A 16847-nucleotide genomic window follows, 5' to 3' on the forward strand; every position below is an offset into this window, starting at 1 on the left:
GATAATGTTTCAGGCTGCCTTGCGCGCAAGAGCGGCAGGCAAACCAGCCAGCGCCTGATCAACAAGCCCTGCGGCTTTCTGTTCATCAAGCGTCTGAGGAATAACACCATTGGCAGCCTGTACAGCCACATCAATTGCAAGCTGGCGCACTTCTTTAATAGCCGCACGTTCTACAGCAGCAATACGATCACGTGCCATTTGTTCATGGCGCTGCACAGCGGCTTCTGCCTCTGCGCGTGCTTTCTGGGCCATTTCGGCAGCCTGCTGATGAGCCTGCTCCACATAAGATTTGGCTTCTGCCAGTGCCTGCTCACGATCACGCGTGGCATCTTCTAGCATCTGCTCTGCTTCTCTTCTCAAGCGGGCAGCTTCATCCAGTTCTTCACGGATACGGTTGGCGCGGCTGTCCAGAATGGTGGCAATAGGCCCCCAAATCTTTTTACCAACCAGCACAAAGAACAGAACAAACGAAACAGCGACCCAGAAACCCGCTTCGTGAAAAATGCCAGACATGACGAAAATTCCCCCGGAGCTGGTCAGATAGTGCTGTGCGCCGAAGCGCTTTCAACCTTCTGGGCAACAAGCTGAGCATCAGGCACAATACCCGTCAGACGCTGAACCAGAGCCTGCGTGGTATCACCCGCAATTTCTTTAAGCGCGCTCAATGCACGCGTTTTTTCCTCAGCCACGCGTTTTTCGGCATCAGCAATTTCTGCTGTTACTCGCGCGTTGATTTCCTGCATCTGCTGTTCGGCTGCTTTATGTTCTTCTGCCAGAACCTGATCAAGATGCGCCTGGGCTTCTGCCATAGCATCTTTACGGGCCTGCTGAAGTTCAGCAACAGCTTTATCGGCATCCTGCTTGGCCGCACGTGCAATTTCCAGATCCCCGGAAATACGCTTGCTACGGTCTTCCAGCACCCGGGTAATACCGGGCAGCATGGCTTTGCTGAGCACCATATAAAAGACGAAGAAAATTACCGCGCCCCACATAACCTGACCGGTTACAAGGGGGTTGGCAAAATCTAGCTGAGGCATTCCCGTGGCATATGCACCAGGCGCGGAAACGGCCAGAAGAGACACACCGGAAACCGTTGCGAACAGACCGGCACGAAGCATCTTCTTAATCACACCCACAGGAATGTTCTCCTCTTTCCTGAAAGCTTTCTCAGACGAACAGGATCAGGAACGCGATCAGCAGCGCGAACAGAGCGATAGCTTCTGTCAGAGCAAAGCCGAGCATACCCAGACCGAACACATGCGGACGGGAAGCCGGGTTGCGCGCAATGCTGCTTACCAGCGTGGAGAAGATGTTGCCGAGGCCGATACCAACGCCGGCAAGGGCGATCACGGCGATACCTGCACCGATTTCCCGGGCTGCAGCGATGTCCATATCAGTCACTTCCTTGTTTCAAGTACAGTTCAAACGAAACGGGCAAAGCAGCTCCTCAGTGAGCCACGGCCTCCCGCAGGTAGATGCACGTTAGAATGGCAAACACATAGGCCTGCAACACACCAACAAGCAACTCAAGAGCCATCAGTGCCACGTTAATGGCAATCGGCCCAACCGCAAACACGTCACCCACCACACCAAAACCGGCGAGCATGACAACAAAGCTTGCGAAAATATCGAACATGACATGCCCGGCAACCATGTTGGCGAACAGTCGGATGGAGAGGCTGACAGGACGCGAAAGAAAAGAAAGAATTTCAATCGGGATCAGCAGCGGAGCCAGGAATGGGCTAGCGCCTTCCGGCATAAAGTGCGCAAAGAAACGCAGCCCCTGCACCTTAAGGGAGACAATAACCGTAAGCACAAACACCATCATGGCCAGCGCAAAGGTTACAGCAATATGGCTGGTAAACGTAAAGGAAAACGGCAGCAGACCAATATAGTTACCGGCCAGAATAAAGAAGAACAGCGTGAAGATGAATGGGAAGAAAGCCGTGCCTTCTGGCCCGATCGTATCAACCGCCATGTTATGAATAAATTCGTAACAAACTTCTGCTGCGGCCTGCAAACGACCAGGAACCACCGCTGCTGGGCGCATACCAAAATATAGGAATGCCAGAACCAGACACACTGCCACAATCATGTACAGGGGGGATTGGCTGAAACGCAATGCTTCGCCCAGCCCACCAAGAACGGGATGAAGCTCAAACTGTTCAAGTACGTTGATGCTGGAACCGCCCGCCACAACCGCTCTCCTAAAACCCTTTACCGCATCCGAATCATATCCGGATTACAGCTTCTTACTTACCGTCTATCGACTTGACCAGCCGCCAAACATTCAGCACGCCAGCACCTCCGCCCATCAGTGCGAAAATAATGAGAAAAACTGCCCGGGTTTTTAGCCAGTGATCTAGCTCCCACCCAATGGCAACGCCCACTATCAGTGCTGAAAGCATTTCTGCCCCAGCTCTTAGCGCCAACCCAGGAAGAGATTGCTCTACAGCATCTTCTTTCTCGGCTGAATCTTCCTTTTTTTCCAGGCCGGAGCGGCGTTCTGCCGCCTTTAGCCGAGCATCAAAGGAATCGTTACCGTTCTTACTCATTCTTCGCCCCTTCAGAGGGGTGCAGGCGCTTGCTAACGGGGCTGTCATATCCTGTCAAGAAACCATGATGGGTAGATGCATCAAAATCTGTCTTTTCCATCATAATTCCCCACAAAAAATCAGACTGTGTCCGTCACGCCCACTAAACCGCGCGCATAATCCACAGCGGAGAACGGCCGCAGATCTTCTGCCTGTTCACCTACACCCACAGCATGCACAGGCAACCCAAACTGATCAGCCAGCGCCACCACAATGCCCCCACGGGCAGAACCATCCAATTTTGTCACGACCAAACCGGTCACATTCACAAGTTCGCGAAACACACGCACCTGCTCCACGGCATTCTGGCCAGTTGTGGCATCTAGCACCAACAACACGGAATGTGGCGCTGTTTCATCGAACTTACGCATGACGCGAATAATCTTGGCAAGTTCTTCCATCAACGCACTTTTATTGTGCAAGCGGCCAGCCGTATCTACAAACAGCAGATCAGCCCCTTCCGCCTTACCGCGCTTAAGTGCCTCAAAGGCCAGACCAGCCGCATCTGCACCGGGAGGACCGGCAATAACCGGGCAACCCGTTCTTTCACCCCAGATCTGCAACTGCTCTACAGCAGCGGCGCGGAAGGTATCACCCGCCACCATCATCACCTTCTTACCTTCTTCGGTAAAAAAGCGGGCCATTTTGCCAATAGTGGTGGTTTTACCTACGCCATTCACACCTACCACCAGCACAACATGGGGTTTGTGTTCAGGATCAGGCTCAAAAGGCTTTGCAACGGGCTCAAGAATCGCGGCAATTTCGTCTGCCAAAGTTGTGCGGATTTCCTCATCCGTCACTTCGGTTCCGAAACGGGAGGAACGGAAGGATTCGATAATACGCTCTGCAACAGCCGGGCCCATGTCTGCTGTAATCAGCAGGTCTTCCAGCTCTTCCAGCGCTTCGTCATCCAGCTTGCGCTTGGTGAAAATGCCCGTAATCCCCCCACCCAGTTTTTGGGTGGAACGCGACAAGCCCTGCTTGAGACGAGAGAAAAAACCAAGCGCCATCTCAGATCCTTTCCACCACCAGCCCGGCCTTATCGGCCATTGTGGGCTGAAGGGTTATAATTTCCCCCACTTCGGCTTCACCCTGCGCAAGCCGCACCGGCGCAAACTGTTCACTATGGCCGGTTGTGGGGGTTTCCATCAGCACACGTAGCGGCTGACCTATAAGACTTTCATAATACCGGGCGGCAGAAACCGCCCCCACCTCCCGCAACTGCGCAGCACGTGCCTTGCGCTCGGGCACAGGCACTGCACGCATACGTGCAGCAGGCGTTCCTGGGCGTTCACTATACGGAAAGACATGCAGATACGGCAGCGCCTGCTGGGCAAGAAAATTGCATGTTTCTTCAAACAGCGATTCGTCTTCTGTTGGAAAGCCCGCAATAATATCAGCACCAATTCCAATATCTGGCCGCAAGCTTCTTGCACGTTCCACCACCCGCGCCGCATCAGCCACCAAATGCCGCCTCTTCATACGTTTGAGAATAAGGTCTGACCCAGCTTGCAAAGAAAGGTGCAGATACGGCATAAAACGCGGCTCTTCTGCCAGAAGAAGCCAGATATCCTCGTCAATTTCTACCGGATCAACCGAAGACAGACGCATCCGCTCCAACTCTGGCACCAAACGCAACACGCGGCGGCAAAGCTGACCAAGCACCGGTTTGCCGGGCAGATCTTCCCCCCAGGATGTCATATCTACCCCGGTGAGCACGACTTCCCGATACCCAGACTGCACCAAAGCACGCACCTGCTCCACCACTGCACCAACTGGTACAGACCGGGAAGGCCCGCGTCCAAACGGAATGATGCAAAACGTGCACCGATGATTGCACCCTTGCTGAACCTGCACAAAGGCCCGTGTACGGCCTGCAAACTCAGTAACCAGATGCGCAGCAGTTTCCTTGGCTGCCATGATATCGGATACAGCAAGCGGCTGAGACAAAGCAGCTGCAGACCAACTTTCGGCCTTTAGCTTTTCCTCATTCCCCAACACACGGGCTACGCCGGGCAGATCACTCCAGCTTTCGGGGTTAATCTGGGCAGCACACCCGGTAACCACAATACGGGCATCCGGGTTTTCACGATGCGCCCGACGAATAGCCTGCCGCGCCTGCCGCTCTGCTTCTCCCGTAACGGCACAGGTGTTCACGATAATTACATTATCCAGTGAAGATGCGTGATTACGCATCACTTCACTTTCCCATGTGTTCAAACGGCAGCCAAATGTGAGAATTTCCGGCTTGCTCATTCCGGGTACACGGCCAGATCAACCGTCCCTTCAAAAGCTGTTGTTGCAGAGCCTGTCATGAGCACATGATTGTTTGGTGCCCATTCAATCTGCAAAATACCACCATCCAGCTCGACTTCACACACACGCTCTACCAAACCGCGCCGCGCCGCATTCACCACCGCGGCACATGCGCCAGAACCACAGGCCTCCGTCACACCGGCTCCACGTTCATGCACCTTAAGCCGCATACGTGCAGATCCATCAATACGCGCAAACCCAATATTGGCCCGTTCAGGAAAAAGCGGATCATGCTCCAGCGCCTGCCCTTGGGAGAGACGCGCAAAATCTTCCACAAAAAACGTTGCGTGCGGGTTCCCCATAGATGCAGCCGCGGGATCACCCTCCAATGGCAGATGCAGCGTATCCATTTCCGCAACCAAAGGCACATCCTGCCAATTCAGGCGAGGTTCACCCATATCTACCGTAATCAGCCCGTTTTCTTCTATCCGTGCAGGCAAACGCCCAGCACGCGTTTGCAGCACAGGCGTTCTGTTGCCCGTTTCACGCCAGATCAGATCAGCCACACAGCGTGATGCATTTCCGCACGCGCCTGCCTCTGATCCATCGGGATTAAAAAAGCGCACAAAAACGTCTGCCCCTTCCGCACAGGCCGGACGCAACGTTACCAACTGGTCACACCCAATGCCACGGCGCCTATGCGCCAAGGCAGCAATACGGGCTGGCGTAAGGGGCAAATGCCCACCACGCTCGTCCAGAATGACGAAATCATTCCCCAGACCATGCATTTTACGGAAAGATGTCAGCATGCTGTGGCTTATACGCCACTTTAAGCGCCGATGCCATGAGAGAAAGCAGCCAACAGGCCCGGAAATCAGTCTTTTCCGCGCCCTGCTGGCATAATTGTAACGTGCTTACACAAAGCGCCCCGGAGCACCGCGCTGCAATACTTCAATTTTATAACCATCCGGGTCTGTCAGAAAAAAGAACTGCCCAACCACATGGCCTTTGTTTTCCAGCGTTTTAACCGGCGTAACCGGGTGCCCGGCAGCTTCCATACGCGCATGTTCACGCTGCACATCTGCAACAGACACGGCAAGATGGCCGTAACCCTCACCTAAATTATAAGGCTCAGCCCGCCCGTGGTTAATTGTAAGTTCAAGCTCAAATGTCTGCTCATCATTTGCCAGATATACCAATGTAAAACTCTCAAATTCAAACCGACCCACAGGTTTGATGCCTAACGTATCTGCATAAAAATGTGTGGATCGTGCCTCATCCAACACCCGCAACATGCTGTGGATCATCTTGGCCATAAAAATATTCCTTTACCAAACAGAGCATAATAAAAACCGAAGCCTGTGCTTAACGCACATCTTTTTTCCCTGAAATTATTTTTTAAGGAGAGAGCTCTTTACGGCAAGCCAAGGAAAATGGTTCACATTCATATAAGAACCACTTCAACAATATTTGAAAAGCGAATGCGCATCTTCCGCCAGTTTTCCTGCCGCATGGCACATCATATTAAAACAGGCCTATGCATGGGCACTGTGCTGGCTTCTGGCGGAATGGCCATGAATTACGCTTTTCCGGCTTATGCCGCGGCAGATGATGCGGCCTCCCTTGATGCGTTGGAACAGCAAATTTCGCGCATTCAAGCCGAACAGCACGAATTGCAAAAAGCGTTGGTAAGCGTGCAAAAGCAGATTGCCCAGCGGCGCGGCACAGCACACGCCAGCAATGGCAACTCCTCTACGGGCAGGGCTGTTTCTGGCAGCCACCACGCAGTTGCCAACTCAGGTTCAGGCTCTGGTGTTACCGTTGCCATGCAGGATGGCACAATTGCCAGCACAGCTTCCACTGATCCGGGTATTAGTGCGCCAGCCTCAACGCGTTCTGGCGGTTCCTTGCGCCATGCTATGGGCCCAGATGCACAACCTGTGTTTTCTGGCAAAAATGATACCCCGGAAGTGGAATCTGTTGTCGGGCATCGCGCAGAAGATATGATTGCCCGCATTGCAGACAACCAGGTTGGCGCGCATCAGCGTGAAACTGCTGGCGCACAGGCTGCTGGCGCGCTGGGTGACCACGGGGTGTTCCACCTTGGGCCGCTTACCCTGATTTTGGGTGGCTTTCTGGATGCCGCAGCGGTGGAATCAAACCGCCATACCTCCACCGGCACCTTCAACTATTGGGCGGACATGCCTTACAAAGGGGATGCCCGTTACCATACAGACAACTTTGAGGGTAGCGCACGTTACAGCCGCATTTCTCTTATGGCTCGCGGCAACATAGATAAAAACTCCACCATTTCCGGCTTTTACGAAATGGACTTCGGGGCTGGCGCCTCCACAACAGATCCGTACGAAAGTAACAGTTACACTTTCCGTATGCGCCAGCTTTATATGGCCTACGATAACAGTGCTCTGAACTTCCACTTTCTGGCTGGGCAAGCATGGAGCATGCTCACACCAGGCCGCGTGGGTATTATTCCGCGTCAGGAAAATCTACCACTCACCATCGAATCCTCCATGCTGGCAGGCCAGACATGGGCGCGGCAGCTACAGTTCCGGTTTGTAAAAGACTTTTTCCAGCACAGACTGTGGGCCGGTCTTTCCATCGAAAACTCGGCCACGCTGTATAATGTCGACAGCTTTTCCAGTGTAACGGATGGGCAAGTGCGCTTACCAAACGGGCGTATTGCAACCATAGGGTATGACGGCACCGGCCTGACCAACAATGCCCTTTTCCCCAACGAAATTGCTCCAGACATTATTGGCAAACTGGCATGGGATCCACACTGGGGCCACTACGAAGTTGAAGGCATTCTGCACTTTCCTCATACACGTGTTTCTGAACTTGGGGGCGGGCGCAACCATACTGCCATTGCTGGTGGTGGTGGTGGCTCTGTTGTCCTTCCAGTTCTGCCGCATAAGGTAGAGGTGCGTCTTGCTGGTTTGGCTGGGGTGGGTATTGGCCGTTACGGGTCTGTGCTGCTGCCGGATGCTACGCTTAATTCTAAAGGTGAGCCCTCACCAATTCCATCCATACAAGGCACGGCTGGTATCATTGCCCATCCTAACCAACTTATTGATGTGTATGGTTACTTTGGATATCAGCAGGCTGGACGTCGTTACTTTAATGCCAATGGCTCTGCCTATGGGTATGGCAACCCATCGTTTGATAACAGCGGCTGTAATGTTGAAATGGCCACCGAGCTTTCAACCCTTGGCTGCACAGGCAACACCCGCAGCGTCATGGAAGCCACCGTTGGCGCATGGTATCGTTTCTTCAAGGGCCATTACGGCACTGTGGAAGCCGGTTTGCAGCTTGCTTATTCCCGCCGCAAGGCTTGGGAAGGGCTAGGTGGCGCGCCAAGTGCTGGTATGAGCCAGGTTTTTATGGATTTCCGCTATCTTCCTTTCCAGTAAAAGCGCATAATTCCTGTGCTATAAAATCATGCAGTACAGGGTTCTGCCGTCAAACTACTAGCTTTTCCGGGCAGGAACCTTTATCTCGCATTTCTATTCCCGTTGCCCGGATCCGGATTGTATGCCTTTTCAGAATGCTCCTGCCCCTCTCGCTCGTGCTCTTGCTGCACGCGGCTTTACTGCTCCTACCGCTGTTCAGGCCGCCGTTCTGGCCGATGATGCCAAAAATCGCGACCTGCTGGTTTCAGCCCGCACCGGATCTGGCAAAACTGTTGCTTTCGGCCTCACGCTGGCTGACCTGCTGCTGAATGATGCAGGCCGCTGTGTGCCATCTGGCGCGCCTATTGCTCTGGTTATTGCCCCCACGCGTGAACTTGCTTTGCAAGTACGCAGTGAGCTGGAATGGCTGTACGCCGAAACCGGCGCACGGATTGTTTCTTGCGTTGGTGGCATGGAACCCCGCAAGGAAGCCCGCGCCCTTGCCTCTGGCTGCCACATTGTTGTGGGCACGCCGGGCCGCCTGTGTGACCATCTGCGCCGCGGCGCACTTGATCTTTCACACCTGAAAGCCGTGGTGCTGGATGAAGCAGATGAAATGCTTGATCTGGGCTTCCGTGATGAGCTGGAAACCCTGCTGGACGCCATGCCCAAAGAGCGGCGTACCCTGCTGTTTTCCGCAACCATTGCCCGCGATATTGCAGCCCTTGCACGCCGCTATCAGCAGGATGCCCTGCGCATTGACACGGTGGGGACAAACACCCCCCATGCCGATATTACCTACCGCGCCGTTCTGACAGAACAGGGCGATATGGCAGGCACGGTTGTAAACGTGCTGCGGCTGATGGAATCCTCCGCTGCCATCGTTTTCTGCCATACGCGTGAAGCTGTACGCCAGTTGCAGGCGATTCTGACGGAACGCGGTTTTTCCTCCGTCGCCATTTCAGGCGATCTGGGACAGAATGAACGCAGCCGCGCCATAGAAAGCCTGCGCCACGGCCAAGCCCGTGTATGCGTGGCAACAGACGTGGCCGCTCGCGGTATTGATATTCCGGATTTGGGGCTGGTTATCCATGCCAGCCTGCCTTCCAACCCTGCAACCTTGCTGCATCGCTCCGGTCGTACAGGCCGCGCAGGCAAAAAAGGCACTTGTGTACTGCTGGTACCGCCAGCACGCAGAAGATTGGCAGAGCGTCTGCTTCAGGCCGCCAAGGTAACCGCAGAATGGAGCGGTGCCCCTACTCCAGCAGCTATTGCTACTGCGGATGCCGAACGCCTTTTGGCTGCGCCATTCCTTTCTGCCCCAGCACCAGAAGATGCAGAAACACAAACGCTGATCAGTCGCCTAGCTGCCGAACACACACCAGAGCAACTTGGGGCGGCCCTTGTTGGCCTGTGGCATAAAAGCCTGCCTGCCCCTGTTTCCGTGCGGGTGCTCACACCAGATGCACGCCGTGCTGCCCCGCGTGAGCGTGATCCCAACCGTCCTGTGCGCGAAAGAGAACGTGCACCCGCCATGGATGGCAAATGGTTCCGTCTTTCTGTTGGTCGTGAAGATCGGGCAGACCCCAAATGGCTGGTGCCTATGCTGTGCCGGTTGGGGAACATTAAAAAGCAGGATATCGGGTCTATCCGTATCACGCAGGATCATACACTGGTTGAAATTTCTCCAGATAAAGCCGAGCAGTTTGCATCTTGCGCCTCTGCTACGGACCCGGACGAAATTACAGTTGAACCCGCAGCAGCACCCCGCAAAGGTGGCGGTGGCGGATCTCGCCCAGCCTATGCTGATCGGAAACCAAAAGGTGGCCGCTCCTTTGCACCACGTCGGGAAGGCGCTAGCAAAAGCAATTCTTCCCGCAAGCGTAAGCCGAAATAAACTTTATACGCATCAACTCATCAGGCCGCACGTAGCGGCCTGATGTCGTTTAAGCCAGCCTTACAAAGGCGGTAGAGTGGTTGCATCCCGAAGGTCGGAAGAAACCCGGTCTTTCTGAGCTTTCCAAGCCTTCCGCGTATTTTCCCCCGCATTAGTCCAACGATCTGTAACATTTTTTTCTGCATTGGTTACACGGTCGCGTTGAGCCTGCAGCTTCTCACGTGCTTCCTCACCACTGTTGTTCCAGCGGTCACGCACATTCTTTTCCGCGTTGGTTACACGGTCGCGCTGAGCCTGTAGCTTCTCACGTGCTTCCTCGCCACTGTTGTTCCAGCGATCACGCACATTCTTTTCCGCATTGGTTACACGATCGCGCTGAGCCTGTAGCTTCTCACGTGCTTCCTCACCACTGTTGTTCCAGCGGTCACGTACATTCTTTTCCGCGTTGGTTACACGGTCGCGCTGAGCCTGTAGCTTCTCACGTGTTGCTTCGGTGCTGTTGTTCCAACTATTTCGCACCTGATCCCGCGCAGCCTGACCACTATTTCTGAAACCAGATGTCAGATTATTTGCATCATTACGCACGCTGTCACGCGTTGCATTCAATTGATCTTTTGCATCCTGCTGTAAGCAACCTGTTAGAGACAAACACGGATCAGCGTGTGCCAAAGATGCCGTACCTGCCAGAGCTGCTACAGATAAACTCATCACCGCAAATTTCTGAACAAATCGCATAATAACCTATTCTTTCTTCAATCCTGTCCACATAAAGCGGAACGTTGATGAATTTTTAGACATGTAATTCTGGCAAAAAATAGTCCACCCCGGCCCTTGCGAGAACACGATTGCAGACGCAGCATAGCGGTAAGTATTTTCGACAGAACCAAGGATCATGCGTATCGTGATGAAACCTGTTTTCCACCCGGCAAAATGGCCAAATTTTAACAAGCTAAAGCTTGCTGGCTCTTTGGCTGTTGCCCTTAGCCTCTCCACTACAGCCATAGCCGCAACTGAACCATCACCACCGCCCGCCAAGGCCGTCCCCTCGGTAACGGGGCCCGCTCCAGCGCAAATCCAAACAGATACATTCCACAATGCAGCCGCCCTGCTGCCCCAAGATGCCATCACACATCACACTGGCATTTTTGATAAGCGAAAGATCTCCTACACAGCCCATACCGGCACCCTGACTTTACGGGATGATGATGGTGCCCCTACTGCACGTGTTTTTTACGTTGCCTACACGCAGGATGGCGTAGATCCGGCACATCGGCCTGTTGCCTATTTCTTTAACGGAGGGCCCGGCGCAGGTACGGCTTACCTACATCTGGGTGCCGCTGGCCCCTCTATTCTTTCTTTTCCCAATGGCAACCCGGCAGATGGTGCCAACGCCCAGCTTACCCCCAACACAGAAAGCTGGCTGGCTGCGGCGGATCTGGTGTTTATAGATGCCCCTGGCACTGGCTGGTCTATCCCCACAGATGCTAAAAAAGCTGCCAAAACATTTTATGGCGTCAAACAAGATGCCCACGCATTTGCCAAGGCCATTCAGCTTTGGGCGCAAAGCAATAACCGCCAGATTTCTCCGCGCTATCTTGTAGGTGAAAGCTATGGTGGCCTACGCGCCATTGAGGTGGCAGATGCCTTGGCGCAGGATCAGAATATTCTGGTGAATGGGATCATCATGATCTCACCTGCACTGGATATGACATTGCTGGATACGTCCAACGATATTCTGGCAACCAGTTTTGTCCTGCCTTCCTTAGAAGCATCTCAGCTAGCGCTCCAACATAAACTGACACCAGAAAACGCTGCGGGGCATTTGGATAGCGCATACCATTACGCTATTGGCCCTTACCTGAGCACATTGGCCAACGCACCACTTGCCGGAAACGCTGCGCAGGATTTTTACGAAGACGTTGCCACGCATTCCGGCATACCGCTTGAAACGGTGGCAAAAGAACGCGGCATGCTGCAGCCAGAAGCCCATGATGTGCGCAGCCGCAATGGGCGGCTTTATTCTCTGTATGACGGCACGTTTTCTATTGCCGACCCGTTCCCCGAAGGTGTGGAAAATGGTGCAAGCCCTGACCCCATTCTGGATGGCTTTACCCGGGCCTATGGCAGCGCATTTGAGCAATATGCCGCAACCAGCCTGAACTTCCGCACATCACTGAGCTATTCACTTTTGAACATGAAGGTGAATGAGGAGTGGGATTATCGGGATGGTGGCAGCCCCATTGTCCGCCCTATTCCGACGCTCCGCCGCCTTCTGGCACTTAACCCAACCCTGCGGGTTTTTATTGCCAACGGGTATTATGATCTGGTCTGCCCTTTTGCCTCATCCCGCTGGGTGGCTGAGCATATTCCAGTAGGCAGAAACCGCATTGCCCTGCACACATACCCCGGCGGCCATATGATTTACATCCGGGCAGACAGCCGCGCAGCACTTGCGCAGGATGCCAAAACTTTCATGACACCATAAAAAAACGGGTGGGGAATTGCTTCCCCACCCGTTTCGGCCAAACGGTAAACCGTTTTTCCTGACAGATCAGCGCTTGCTGAACTGGAAGGAACGACGAGCCTTGGCGCGACCGTATTTCTTACGTTCCACCTTACGAGAGTCACGCGTAAGGAAGCCAGCTGCCTTAAGGATGCTGCGCAGTTCTGGTTCGTAATGTGTCAGCGCACGGCTGATACCATGACGAACAGCACCTGCCTGACCAGACAGACCACCACCCGTTACGGTGCAAACCACATCGAACTGATTGTAACGGTCAGACACAAGGAAAGGCTGGGTCAGCAGCATGCGCAGCACGGGGCGCGCAAAGTAAGTGCCAACCGGGCGACCGTTAACGGTGATTTCACCCTTGCCAGGCTTGATCCACACGCGAGCAACTGCGTCCTTACGACGGCCTGTTGCATAGGAGCGGCCCTGCGCATCACGCTTGGCTTCATAAACCGGGGCATCAGAAGCAATTTCTGGAACCACGGTCTTCAGATCGGCCAGCGTGCCTGTACGTTCCTGAGTTTCAGACATTCTGCTCAGCCCTTCTGCACGTTAACAACGTTCTTGCGGTTCATGGCCGCAACATCAAGCTGCTGGGGGTTCTGGCCAGCATGCGGGTGTTCTGCACCAGCATAAACATGCAGGCTGCGCATCTGCTGACGCTGCAGCGGGCCGCGCGTGATCATGCGCTCCACAGCTTTTTCAACCAGCTGACCCGGATTTTTGCCTTCAAGGCGCTGCTTTACAGTGCGTTCCTTGATGCCGCCGGGGTAACCGGTGTGATAGTGGAAGAGCTTCTGATCAGCCTTACGGCCTGTCAGGGCAACTTTTTCCGCGTTGATGACAACAACGTGGTCACCGCAATCAACATGCGGAGTAAACTGAGGCTTATGCTTGCCGCGCAGGCGCTGGGCAATGATGACGGCGAGACGACCTAGAGCGAGACCTTCGGCATCGATCAGGATCCAGTTCTTCGTCACCTCCGCGGGCTTCAGCGAGAGGGTGGTCTTCATGACACTGATTCCATACTAGAACAGTTGTGTATCCAAGATGGCGCCTTATGCGGTGCCTAAAACAAAACGTCAAGCATTGTTTGCGTTGATGTCTGTATTTTCAGGGGGTTTTCTATAGGTAACATGTTACCGTGCTAGCGCTTGCAGCCCCATCCGCCATGCACTAAAGCTGGTTTTGTGTCCCGAAACAGTAGGATTTCCAACGGGTGAAGAAGAACGTTCTGGTCATGATTTCCGGCATTGCCATTCTAGGCGGCATTGGTTGGCTTGGTGCACGCCATGCCGAACACCTTATGCTGGACAAAAGCATAGAGCGTTTTAGGCAAACCTTGGGGCCTGATGCTTCTTTTACCTACAAAAAAGCCACTCCCGGTGTGCTGGGGCGCAGTGTAAAATTTACCAGCCTTGTATTCCGCCAAGGGCCAGAAACCATAACGGCAGATGAAGCAGAGGTTTCTAAACCCGTTACCAAGGGCTCCGAGTCTCCGCTTATCGAGCATCTTTCCTTCCGCAACTTTCAGATGGCAGATACGGCAGGCAGCTTGCATCTGGCAAAATTGGCCATGGAAGGCGTTACGCTTCCGGTAAAGGAAGACGTGCACACGCCAGCCCATACGCTTTCTATCCAACATGCAGAAGCCACAAAGCTGCACGGGTTTATTGATAGCCTGCAATCCGATATCTCTGCTGATACTGTTACAGTAGATGATTTTGGAGAAAGCATGGCCTCGCATCTTGAGGCCACAAAGCTGCAATTTTCTGCGGATGTTCCCCCTGCCCGCCATGTTTCTGCTGACCATGTTGGCATTGATGGCCTAGATCTGGCTGGGTTGTACAATAGCCTTACAACCGGCGCGGCTTATACTGCCCGCAACGGCACCCGCGATATCCAGATTGATCATCTTGCCATTGATGGCGACAGCCCACTTTTGCGCGCTGTGAAGATTCTGTCTCATTCCAGCAAATCCGAATCTGCTGAGCAGGAAGTTTCCAGCGTGCAGGATGCAGAACTCTGGCCGAGCATGCCTAATCTCGCATGGTTACCCACCCTGGGTTATGATCGCCTACACGCCTCTCTGGTTTTGAACGATACACATGATCTAAAAACAGACAAACTGCATATTGAAGAACTGAGTATAGATGCTGCTCAAATGGGCCGTCTGCATTTGGATGGAGATTTTGCGCAGGCAGGTTCCCACGCTGTTGTGGCTGCAAACGCAGATATGCAGGTTTTACACATGCATATGAACTATATGGATCATGGGCTTGTGCCTAAAATATTGGATCAGGCAGCCAAGGCGCGCAACATGAACCTGCACGATATGCTGGCCACATGGCAGGAACAGACCAAGCAGGGCAATAACCCAATTCTGACCCAAGCACTTACCTATGCCCTACACCCTGAAAAAGGCCCGTTGGATATCTATATCCAGCCGCAACGCCCGCTCCCACTCATGACAGTTCTGGCATCTTTAGGGGCTGTGGGTGTGGCACCACAAATTGCGCAGCAGGTTGGCCTTTCCCTGCATACGCCGTAATGCTGCCTCTTCATACACTTCAGCCTGCGCTAGGTCCGGTTCATGTTATTGGAGCCTCAGGCCGTTCTGGGCGAGCTGTGTGTCAGGCTTTGCTGGCACAGGGTATTCCCATCATCCCGGTTGTGCGTAACGCCAGCCGGGCTGATGGGTTAGAAAATATTCGCATTGCCGATCTGACAGCCCCTACCGAGCTTTTAAAACCCGTGCTGGCAGATGCCACGCGTATTGTCTGCACAGCGCACGCGCGTAATATCCCTGCCTTGCTGGCCGCTGCGCCAGCTTCTGCCAAACTGGTATGCCTTGGCAGCACACGTAAATTCACACATTGGCCCGATGCACATGGCAATGGCGTTCTGTTAGGTGAAAAAGCCCTTATGGCTTCGGGGCGAGACAGCATTATTTTGCACCCCACCATGATTTATGGCGCTCAGGGTGAAAATAATGTGCAGCGCCTAGCTGCACTCCTACGCTTTTTGCCAGTTATCCCTTTACCAAATGGCGGAACAGCTTTGGTGCAGCCTATCTGGCAGGGAGATGTAACCGCCAGTATTCTGGCCGCACTTGCACAAACATGGCACGGCCCACGCAGCCTTGTTATTGCTGGAAAAAACGCCGTAACCTACAAACAGTTTGTCACTTTGGTGGAACAGGCCAGCGGATTGCGCCCGCGCCCATTTATTTCATTACCTGCCAAATTGCTGATGGCGTGCACCCATGTAACCTCTCGGATTCCGGGGTTACCTGAAATCGGGCCAGATGAAATTCGTCGCCTGCTTGAAGACAAGAATTTCGATATTTCACCAATGCAGCATTTTTTAGGCGTGCAGCCCATAGATCTGCAGGAAGGATTAGCGCGTACCTTTAAAGGCTGATACGCGCCAACCTTTGATCTTATACAATCAAGACTCTTTATGAGTGTCTTTTCTGGCAGCGCCACCGCGTGGGCGCACTGCTGGCAGCATATTGCCGGTTACAGCGTAGTACACCCGCTCTGCAATATTGGTGGCGTGGTCACCAATACGTTCCAGGTTTTTCGCAACAAACAAAAGATGGATACATGGGCCGATCTTACGCGGATCTTCCATCATATACGTGACCAGTTCACGGAACATGGCTGTATACAGCTCATCCACAGCGGTATCTGCATTCCACACTTCCATGGCGCGGGTGCTGTCATTTTCCACCATGGCCTCAATGGCCTTGTGCAGATTTTCCTGAACAAGACGCGCCATTGCCCGTAACGGGCTGAAGGAAAACGCACCGTCCAGCGGCTCCACCTTCATGGCGCGGCGGGCAATACTGGAAGCGTAATCACCAATACGCTCCAAATCACCGCTCATTTTCAGAACAGCAACAATCATGCGCAAATCCACCGCCATTGGTGCGCGCAGGGCCAGAATGCGGATCGCCAGCATTTCTGCCTCACGCTCCAGCGCATCCACCTCTGTATCCAGTTCGGGTGGTTCAATAGCGGCTTCTTCGTCCTGATCCACTACTGCGGCAATAGCCTGCGCGGTTTGGCGTTCCACCAAGCCACCCATGCGGGCAACAATTCCACGCAGTCGATCAAGCTCCTGATCGTATCGGGTAACGGTATGTGCGGGTTCGTTTCCCATAACGTGTTCCTTTC

18 protein-coding genes are annotated in these 16847 nt (G+C 53.7%); 5 read left to right on the forward strand and 13 right to left on the reverse strand.

Annotated features, from left to right (window positions below; all coding sequences use genetic code 11):
- Nucleotides 1–9: 9 nt before the first annotated feature.
- From atpF to FKW19_RS13125, 9 genes are all read right to left on the reverse strand, one after another.
- Nucleotides 10–513 carry a F0F1 ATP synthase subunit B gene (atpF, locus tag FKW19_RS13085; protein WP_006115398.1) on the reverse strand — a complete coding sequence of 168 codons (504 nt, stop codon included), beginning with the start codon at nucleotides 511–513 and terminating at the stop codon, nucleotides 10–12.
- Between the two features lie 23 nt (nucleotides 514–536).
- Nucleotides 537–1118, reverse strand: a complete 582-nt coding sequence (locus FKW19_RS13090) for an ATP synthase F0 subunit B' (RefSeq protein WP_035352300.1) — start codon at nucleotides 1116–1118, stop codon at nucleotides 537–539.
- Between the two features lie 49 nt (nucleotides 1119–1167).
- Nucleotides 1168–1392 carry an ATP synthase subunit C family protein gene (locus FKW19_RS13095; protein ID WP_003624142.1) on the reverse strand — a complete coding sequence of 75 codons (225 nt, stop codon included), beginning with the start codon at nucleotides 1390–1392 and terminating at the stop codon, nucleotides 1168–1170.
- A gap of 55 nt (nucleotides 1393–1447) precedes the next feature.
- Nucleotides 1448–2197, reverse strand: a complete 750-nt coding sequence (locus tag FKW19_RS13100; protein WP_006115401.1) for a F0F1 ATP synthase subunit A — start codon at nucleotides 2195–2197, stop codon at nucleotides 1448–1450.
- A 55-nt stretch (nucleotides 2198–2252) separates the two neighbouring features.
- Nucleotides 2253–2555: an AtpZ/AtpI family protein gene (locus FKW19_RS13105; RefSeq protein WP_063354691.1), complete on the reverse strand. Its 303-nt coding sequence runs from the start codon at nucleotides 2553–2555 to the stop codon at nucleotides 2253–2255.
- Between the two features lie 119 nt (nucleotides 2556–2674).
- Nucleotides 2675–3604: a signal recognition particle-docking protein FtsY gene (gene ftsY / locus FKW19_RS13110; protein ID WP_089179731.1), complete on the reverse strand. Its 930-nt coding sequence runs from the start codon at nucleotides 3602–3604 to the stop codon at nucleotides 2675–2677.
- 1 nt (nucleotide 3605) lies between these two features.
- The gene (mtaB, locus tag FKW19_RS13115; RefSeq protein ID WP_089179732.1) at nucleotides 3606–4850 is read right to left on the reverse strand and encodes a tRNA (N(6)-L-threonylcarbamoyladenosine(37)-C(2))-methylthiotransferase MtaB; all 1245 of its coding nucleotides are present in this window, start codon (nucleotides 4848–4850) and stop codon (nucleotides 3606–3608) included.
- Entirely contained in the window at nucleotides 4847–5659 is an 813-nt protein-coding gene (gene dapF / locus FKW19_RS13120; RefSeq protein WP_089179733.1) for a diaminopimelate epimerase, read from the reverse strand. Before dapF ends, mtaB begins: the two co-directional genes overlap by 4 nt.
- A gap of 105 nt (nucleotides 5660–5764) precedes the next feature.
- Nucleotides 5765–6166, reverse strand: coding sequence for a VOC family protein (locus FKW19_RS13125; RefSeq protein ID WP_089179734.1), 402 nt, complete (start codon nucleotides 6164–6166; stop codon nucleotides 5765–5767).
- A gap of 45 nt (nucleotides 6167–6211) precedes the next feature.
- Here FKW19_RS13125 and FKW19_RS13130 point away from each other — a divergent pair, with 45 nt between their 5' ends.
- Entirely contained in the window at nucleotides 6212–8281 is a 2070-nt protein-coding gene (locus FKW19_RS13130) for a hypothetical protein (RefSeq protein WP_006115407.1), read from the forward strand.
- Nucleotides 8282–8402: 121 nt separating this feature from the next.
- The gene (locus FKW19_RS13135) at nucleotides 8403–10157 is read left to right on the forward strand and encodes a DEAD/DEAH box helicase (RefSeq protein WP_006115408.1); all 1755 of its coding nucleotides are present in this window, start codon (nucleotides 8403–8405) and stop codon (nucleotides 10155–10157) included.
- 60 nt (nucleotides 10158–10217) lie between these two features.
- On the opposite strand, the gene FKW19_RS13140 is transcribed toward FKW19_RS13135, so the two are convergent.
- On the reverse strand, nucleotides 10218–10865 hold the full coding sequence (locus tag FKW19_RS13140; RefSeq protein WP_238331295.1) for a hypothetical protein: 648 nt from the start codon (nucleotides 10863–10865) through the stop codon (nucleotides 10218–10220).
- Nucleotides 10866–11049: 184 nt separating this feature from the next.
- On the opposite strand from FKW19_RS13140, the gene FKW19_RS13145 reads away from it, so the two are divergent.
- The gene (locus FKW19_RS13145; protein ID WP_089179736.1) at nucleotides 11050–12642 is read left to right on the forward strand and encodes a S10 family peptidase; all 1593 of its coding nucleotides are present in this window, start codon (nucleotides 11050–11052) and stop codon (nucleotides 12640–12642) included.
- Nucleotides 12643–12708: 66 nt separating this feature from the next.
- Here FKW19_RS13145 and rpsI read toward each other — a convergent pair whose 3' ends face one another.
- Both rpsI and rplM read right to left on the reverse strand, forming a co-directional pair.
- Nucleotides 12709–13197 carry a 30S ribosomal protein S9 gene (gene rpsI, locus FKW19_RS13150; protein ID WP_003624653.1) on the reverse strand — a complete coding sequence of 163 codons (489 nt, stop codon included), beginning with the start codon at nucleotides 13195–13197 and terminating at the stop codon, nucleotides 12709–12711.
- Between the two features lie 5 nt (nucleotides 13198–13202).
- The gene (gene rplM / locus FKW19_RS13155) at nucleotides 13203–13679 is read right to left on the reverse strand and encodes a 50S ribosomal protein L13 (RefSeq protein WP_006115057.1); all 477 of its coding nucleotides are present in this window, start codon (nucleotides 13677–13679) and stop codon (nucleotides 13203–13205) included.
- Between the two features lie 206 nt (nucleotides 13680–13885).
- On the opposite strand from rplM, the gene FKW19_RS13160 reads away from it, so the two are divergent.
- A complete protein-coding gene (locus FKW19_RS13160; protein ID WP_063354698.1) occupies nucleotides 13886–15217 on the forward strand; it encodes a hypothetical protein in 1332 nt (443 codons plus the stop codon).
- A complete protein-coding gene (locus FKW19_RS13165; RefSeq protein WP_089179737.1) occupies nucleotides 15217–16089 on the forward strand; it encodes an SDR family oxidoreductase in 873 nt (290 codons plus the stop codon). Before FKW19_RS13160 ends, FKW19_RS13165 begins: the two co-directional genes overlap by 1 nt.
- 27 nt (nucleotides 16090–16116) lie before the next feature.
- Here the strand turns inward: FKW19_RS13165 and phoU are convergent, their stop codons facing one another.
- A complete protein-coding gene (gene phoU, locus FKW19_RS13170; protein ID WP_006115060.1) occupies nucleotides 16117–16833 on the reverse strand; it encodes a phosphate signaling complex protein PhoU in 717 nt (238 codons plus the stop codon).
- Nucleotides 16834–16847 lie beyond the last annotated feature (14 nt).

Origin of the sequence: Acetobacter sp. DmW_125128 (genome assembly GCF_008704325.1) — a bacterium.
GTDB lineage: Bacteria > Pseudomonadota > Alphaproteobacteria > Acetobacterales > Acetobacteraceae > Acetobacter > Acetobacter oryzifermentans.

What these genes read in the sequence shown, in the direction of transcription:
- atpF (WP_006115398.1), bottom strand. Translation starts at nt 513, where the DNA reads ATGTCTGGCATTTTTCACGAAGCGGGTTTCTGGGTCGCTGTTTCGTTT.
- FKW19_RS13090 (WP_035352300.1), bottom strand. Translation starts at nt 1,118, where the DNA reads ATGCTTCGTGCCGGTCTGTTCGCAACGGTTTCCGGTGTGTCTCTTCTG.
- FKW19_RS13095 (WP_003624142.1), bottom strand. Translation starts at nt 1,392, where the DNA reads ATGGACATCGCTGCAGCCCGGGAAATCGGTGCAGGTATCGCCGTGATC.
- FKW19_RS13105 (WP_063354691.1), bottom strand. Translation starts at nt 2,555, where the DNA reads ATGAGTAAGAACGGTAACGATTCCTTTGATGCTCGGCTAAAGGCGGCA.
- ftsY (WP_089179731.1), bottom strand. Translation starts at nt 3,604, where the DNA reads ATGGCGCTTGGTTTTTTCTCTCGTCTCAAGCAGGGCTTGTCGCGTTCC.
- mtaB (WP_089179732.1), bottom strand. Translation starts at nt 4,850, where the DNA reads ATGAGCAAGCCGGAAATTCTCACATTTGGCTGCCGTTTGAACACATGG.
- dapF (WP_089179733.1), bottom strand. Translation starts at nt 5,659, where the DNA reads ATGCTGACATCTTTCCGTAAAATGCATGGTCTGGGGAATGATTTCGTC.
- FKW19_RS13125 (WP_089179734.1), bottom strand. Translation starts at nt 6,166, where the DNA reads ATGGCCAAGATGATCCACAGCATGTTGCGGGTGTTGGATGAGGCACGA.
- FKW19_RS13135 (WP_006115408.1), top strand. Translation starts at nt 8,403, where the DNA reads ATGCCTTTTCAGAATGCTCCTGCCCCTCTCGCTCGTGCTCTTGCTGCA.
- FKW19_RS13140 (WP_238331295.1), bottom strand. Translation starts at nt 10,865, where the DNA reads ATGAGTTTATCTGTAGCAGCTCTGGCAGGTACGGCATCTTTGGCACAC.
- FKW19_RS13145 (WP_089179736.1), top strand. Translation starts at nt 11,050, where the DNA reads ATGCGTATCGTGATGAAACCTGTTTTCCACCCGGCAAAATGGCCAAAT.
- rpsI (WP_003624653.1), bottom strand. Translation starts at nt 13,197, where the DNA reads ATGTCTGAAACTCAGGAACGTACAGGCACGCTGGCCGATCTGAAGACC.
- rplM (WP_006115057.1), bottom strand. Translation starts at nt 13,679, where the DNA reads ATGAAGACCACCCTCTCGCTGAAGCCCGCGGAGGTGACGAAGAACTGG.
- FKW19_RS13165 (WP_089179737.1), top strand. Translation starts at nt 15,217, where the DNA reads ATGCTGCCTCTTCATACACTTCAGCCTGCGCTAGGTCCGGTTCATGTT.
- phoU (WP_006115060.1), bottom strand. Translation starts at nt 16,833, where the DNA reads ATGGGAAACGAACCCGCACATACCGTTACCCGATACGATCAGGAGCTT.